3 protein-coding genes and 1 pseudogene are annotated in these 4,201 nt (G+C 33.9%); 3 read left to right on the top strand and 1 reads right to left on the bottom strand.

The features are described from left to right. Positions 1–486 (bottom strand): annotated as a pseudogene (locus HMPREF0519_RS13820) (bifunctional FdrA/YlbE family protein); the annotation flags it as partial. Positions 487–689: 203 nt separating this feature from the next. On the opposite strand from HMPREF0519_RS13820, the gene HMPREF0519_RS02315 reads away from it, so the two are divergent. The 3 genes from HMPREF0519_RS02315 to HMPREF0519_RS02305 all read left to right on the top strand — a co-directional run bounded on the left by HMPREF0519_RS02315 (position 690) and on the right by HMPREF0519_RS02305 (position 3,881). Beyond that, positions 690–2,309, top strand: coding sequence for a PucR family transcriptional regulator (locus HMPREF0519_RS02315; RefSeq protein WP_003634288.1), 1,620 nt, complete (start codon positions 690–692; stop codon positions 2,307–2,309). A gap of 15 nt (positions 2,310–2,324) precedes the next feature. Then, on the top strand, positions 2,325–3,167 hold the full coding sequence (locus HMPREF0519_RS02310) for an alpha/beta hydrolase (RefSeq protein WP_003634286.1): 843 nt from the start codon (positions 2,325–2,327) through the stop codon (positions 3,165–3,167). Between the two features lie 150 nt (positions 3,168–3,317). After that, a complete protein-coding gene (locus HMPREF0519_RS02305; protein WP_003634284.1) occupies positions 3,318–3,881 on the top strand; it encodes a DUF1097 domain-containing protein in 564 nt (187 codons plus the stop codon). Positions 3,882–4,201: the final 320 nt, after the last annotated feature.

The raw sequence follows: 4,201 nt of genomic DNA, 5'->3' as shown, positions 1-4,201 counted from the left end.
TGCCTTTTTTTTCAATCTGCTTTCATCCTCAAGCGATACATTATCACTGAAGACAAAAGCATTTAAATTATGATCTAATGCATTATCAATTTCATCTGCTGCATATAGCCCAGGAACCGATATAACTGCTAAGTTAGCATCTGGAATACTCTTCATAGCGTCATCCCAATTGGTAACTTTTTTAGAATCACTATCAGAATCATCACTTTTAACTGATAAATCATTTAGAAATTTATCAATCTGTTTCAAAACATCATCCATGACATCTTTTTTATCAGCATCAAGAACGATCATCATATCGTTTGGCTCAGCAGACTTAGCTTCATCAGTTAATAGCCCTGCCTCACCAAAAATATCCTTATTTGCATCTGTCCCCATCATTACCTGAACTTCTTTAACACCAGGCATTGAACTAATATTTTTGGTTAGAAGCATCAAATTGATAGAATCTTGATAACTATTTTTTCTAATTACTGTATATAGCAAATTGGTTTCCTCCCTTTGCTGGTTAACAATTTAACTTACGCTCTTATAATAAGAATTTTTGGCGTCAATTACATTTACTATCTAGATAATAAAGAAAGCGCTTTTATATCTTATAAGGATAATAGAAACCGCTTTCTTTAAATTGATTTTTATCCTTTCAAGAGTATCCTTAATGTTGAACATTAATACGAGGAGGAAAGAATATGGCCATCATATTAAAAGATATTCAAAAAATAGAATCGCTTAATAATTCAAAGCTAATTGCTGGATCAGCAGGCTTAAATAATCCCGTTGAAAATATTATGATCACCGAAGCACCTGACGTTGAGCAATGGATTACACCAAACGAAGTTCTGCTATCATCATTATATGGATTCGATAACCTTTCAGAAAAAGCAATCGGCCAATTCATGCGATCGCTTCATAATCACAATTGCAGTGGATTAATTATCAAGACTTCAAGATTTGTTAACGAAATCCCTCAAACTATTATTGATGATTGCAATCAGTACAAAATTCCGCTAATTGAAATCCCCAAAAATATTAAATATAATGACATCATGCTGGAATCAATGCAATTACTGTTCAACGAAAAAAATTTATTGCTGAATCAATACAAAAAAATAAATCAGCAATTTATTCAATTAGCAATCCAAAACAGCTCATTCAACGCCATCGTTAACTTGCTTTCATCTTTAGTAAGTAATCCAACATTTATTTTTAAAATCGAAGATAATATTGCCTCCAATATTATTCATAATGATCAAAATACGCATAAATTAAAAGAAATTGATTTTACCCAAAGAAGACCTGTGCCAAAAAAGGAGTATACAAATTATCAATACTATGAGGTAACATTAACTGACAAGAGTTTTAAATTATTAATGGTAAAAATTCCTCAGAGCCAAGATCAGCTTTACCTTGGAGTGCTACAAGAAAATCAGATCCTTCAAGATGTCGATTTTATGGCTATTGAAAATGCTGTTAACTTCACACAAATGGAAGTTCTAAAGCAAACCGCCTTAAATCAAGGGTTGAGAACATATGCCAACGACATCATTGATGATCTTATTAACGGAAAAATTGCAAGTGAAGAGGAATTCCAAGCTACTTTAAAACACTTTAACCTTGTAGAAACAAGCAATTATCGCGTCACTGTTTTGCAAGCCTTAAAAGAAGAAAAAGTACAGCCAGATTACTATCGAGATAATCCCCGAGAAGCCGATCGTGTTGTTAGTCAATTTAAGTTATACTGGCCTAATACAGTTTACCGTATTCGCCAAAATAGAATTATCCTAATCATTTCGGAGGATCAGCAAAGTCCCGAAAAGATGCAAGATAACTTAAAAAAGATACTACAAACGCTTGAGGATACTCATCCTAATCTAAACTTTCAGATTGGATTAAGCGAAACTTGTCATCCAAAGGACTTTAAGGTTTATGCATCGCAGGCATTGAAAACACTTCAGATTGCCAGTCATTTAAATAAACGGAACCAGATTTTTAACTACAATGATCTCGGATTTTACAGATTCCTATTTCAAGTTGATAATCCAGAAAAATTAAGGTCCTTTGTTCCAGAAGATCTTCTAAAAATTTACAAAGACAAGCCAGAACTATATACAACGTTAAAGACCTATCTCGAACATAATCAAAATGCCAAAGCTAGTGCAAATGCACTTTTTATCCATCCCAAGACAATGAGCTATAGACTAAATAAAATTCAGGAAAGGACAAGTATAAACTTTTCAGATGTAGATGAAGTCTTTAGATTGAATGTTGGTATTCGGGTTCTTAATGTACTAAATGATGAAACAGTATGAAAGGAATGATTTTAATTGCAAACTATTAATTACATTACAGGTGAGGAAACTACAGTCCGTGCATCATTTTGGAAATCTGAGGTCAACGTTAAAAAACCAACTATTTTTTATATTCACGGTGGTGGTCTAATTTACGGTAATCGAAACGACTTACCAGGTCCTTATGTCAAACTTCTTCTAGAATCAGGTTACTCACTGTTTTCAATTGATTACTGTTTAGCCCCCGAATGTTCCTATAGCGCAATAATTCAATCCGTTAATGATGGATTGAAGTTCTTTCTAATGAACAGCAAAAAAATAGGACTGTTCAATAATGACTATATTCTTTTCGGTCGCTCAGCTGGTGCTTACCTTTGTCTGCAATTAATGACGGAAAACCTCAGTAAAAAGCCCATGGCATTTATCGACTTTTATGGTTTTGAAAGCTTATTATCTGCTAATTTACAAAGGAAAAATTCGATGTATGCCAGTTACCCAAAAGTGACCTTTGCAGAAGCACAATCGATGATTTCAACGTCTCCTGTTACCTCAAGTTCTGTAGAAGAACGGTTCTTATTATATGTTTATGCTCGCCAAAGCAATCAGTGGCAGAAAATAATCTTTAAGGATACTCAAAGTAAAGAAAAGCAACTTTCAAAAAGTACACTACAAAACTTTCCACCAACTTACATGTGTCAGTCCTCATATGATCCAGATGTCCCGTTCATTAATTCAATCATGTTAAAAGCAAAGCTACCAAATTCTAAGTTAATTCCTATCAATTCAAAGGAACATGATTTTGATAGAGAGGTCAATGAAACCAACCTTGATTGTTATCGAAAATTAATTAGCTGGTTAGATGCCGTAACAGAACACTGATTAGCTTTAAGAGATAAACAGGAGTGTGAATTTTTATCTACCACCTGCCATGTAACCGCTTTCAGGATTGTTTATGATGAACTTGTTAAATAAGTTGTTCAACTGTGAGCATCTTTACCGTAGATTTTGCTAATACAAGGAGCGGTTTAAATGAAACAATATATTGCTAGTGGCAAAGAGGTCACCTATAGCGCATTGGGAATTGGTATATTCACCTTTTTCTATGGTCTTATATCGGGATCATTAGCTTTCTGGATGGCCCCAGTAGCATTCATCACATCAGCCTTTTATGCTGGAATGGACGAATCAAAGAAAAATCCGTGGAACGTATCTCTAAGTTTTGGAATGGGAATTATTTGGGGTTTAATTGCTTATAATTTATTTCAAATTCCAAATATGAACATGCTTTGGTGGACCTCAAGTGTCTTCGGTATAATGGCCCTCATTGCAATCCTACTTCAAGGAACGGTTCTTAAAGCAACCTTCATTCCAGCTTGGTTACTAGCTTGGGGAACATTTATGGAAATATCACTAAATATAAAAATCAATAATTGGTACGTCTTTGTTCTCCAGTTAGCTTGTTGTATGCTTTTAGGTGTTTTCTTCTTAGATTATGGTTCCGACTTTTTTAAAGCCGTTATGTATCGCTGGTTTCCCGAAAAGGATAAGGATCAGAGCGACCCAAAATCAAATAAAAAAGTTAAAATAGATTAATTATAGTTACGGCCATCAAAAAAGATGGCTGTTTTTTTGTTGACAAGGGCGAATATATTTAGCGAAATATTTTTTTAGGACCACAATAAGCCCACTTAATTATTTTTAGTTATAGCTTATAAAATAAGCCAACCTATCAAACAATAATATTATTCATCATAAGAGCGGAAACGCTTTCTACTGTAATACTTGCTCTAGTTCACAAGCACTCCTGTAAGACTAAGTACCTCACGGATTACTAATTACAATAATGCCATGCTCGATCCAAACCAAACATTTTTTAAGATAAACAAGGCCCTAAAGGTACAAGAACAAAAAAG

Origin of the sequence: Lentilactobacillus hilgardii DSM 20176 = ATCC 8290, assembly GCF_000159315.1 — a bacterium.
GTDB classification, from domain to species: domain Bacteria; phylum Bacillota; class Bacilli; order Lactobacillales; family Lactobacillaceae; genus Lentilactobacillus; species Lentilactobacillus hilgardii.
Note: the sequence above shows the minus strand (reverse complement) of the source record. Positions and strands in the feature narration are given on the sequence as shown.

Bases quoted from the DNA above. Each gene is read 5' to 3' on its own strand.
- HMPREF0519_RS02315 (WP_003634288.1), top strand. From the start codon at position 690: ATGGCCATCATATTAAAAGATATTCAAAAAATAGAATCGCTTAATAAT.
- HMPREF0519_RS02305 (WP_003634284.1), top strand. From the start codon at position 3,318: ATGAAACAATATATTGCTAGTGGCAAAGAGGTCACCTATAGCGCATTG.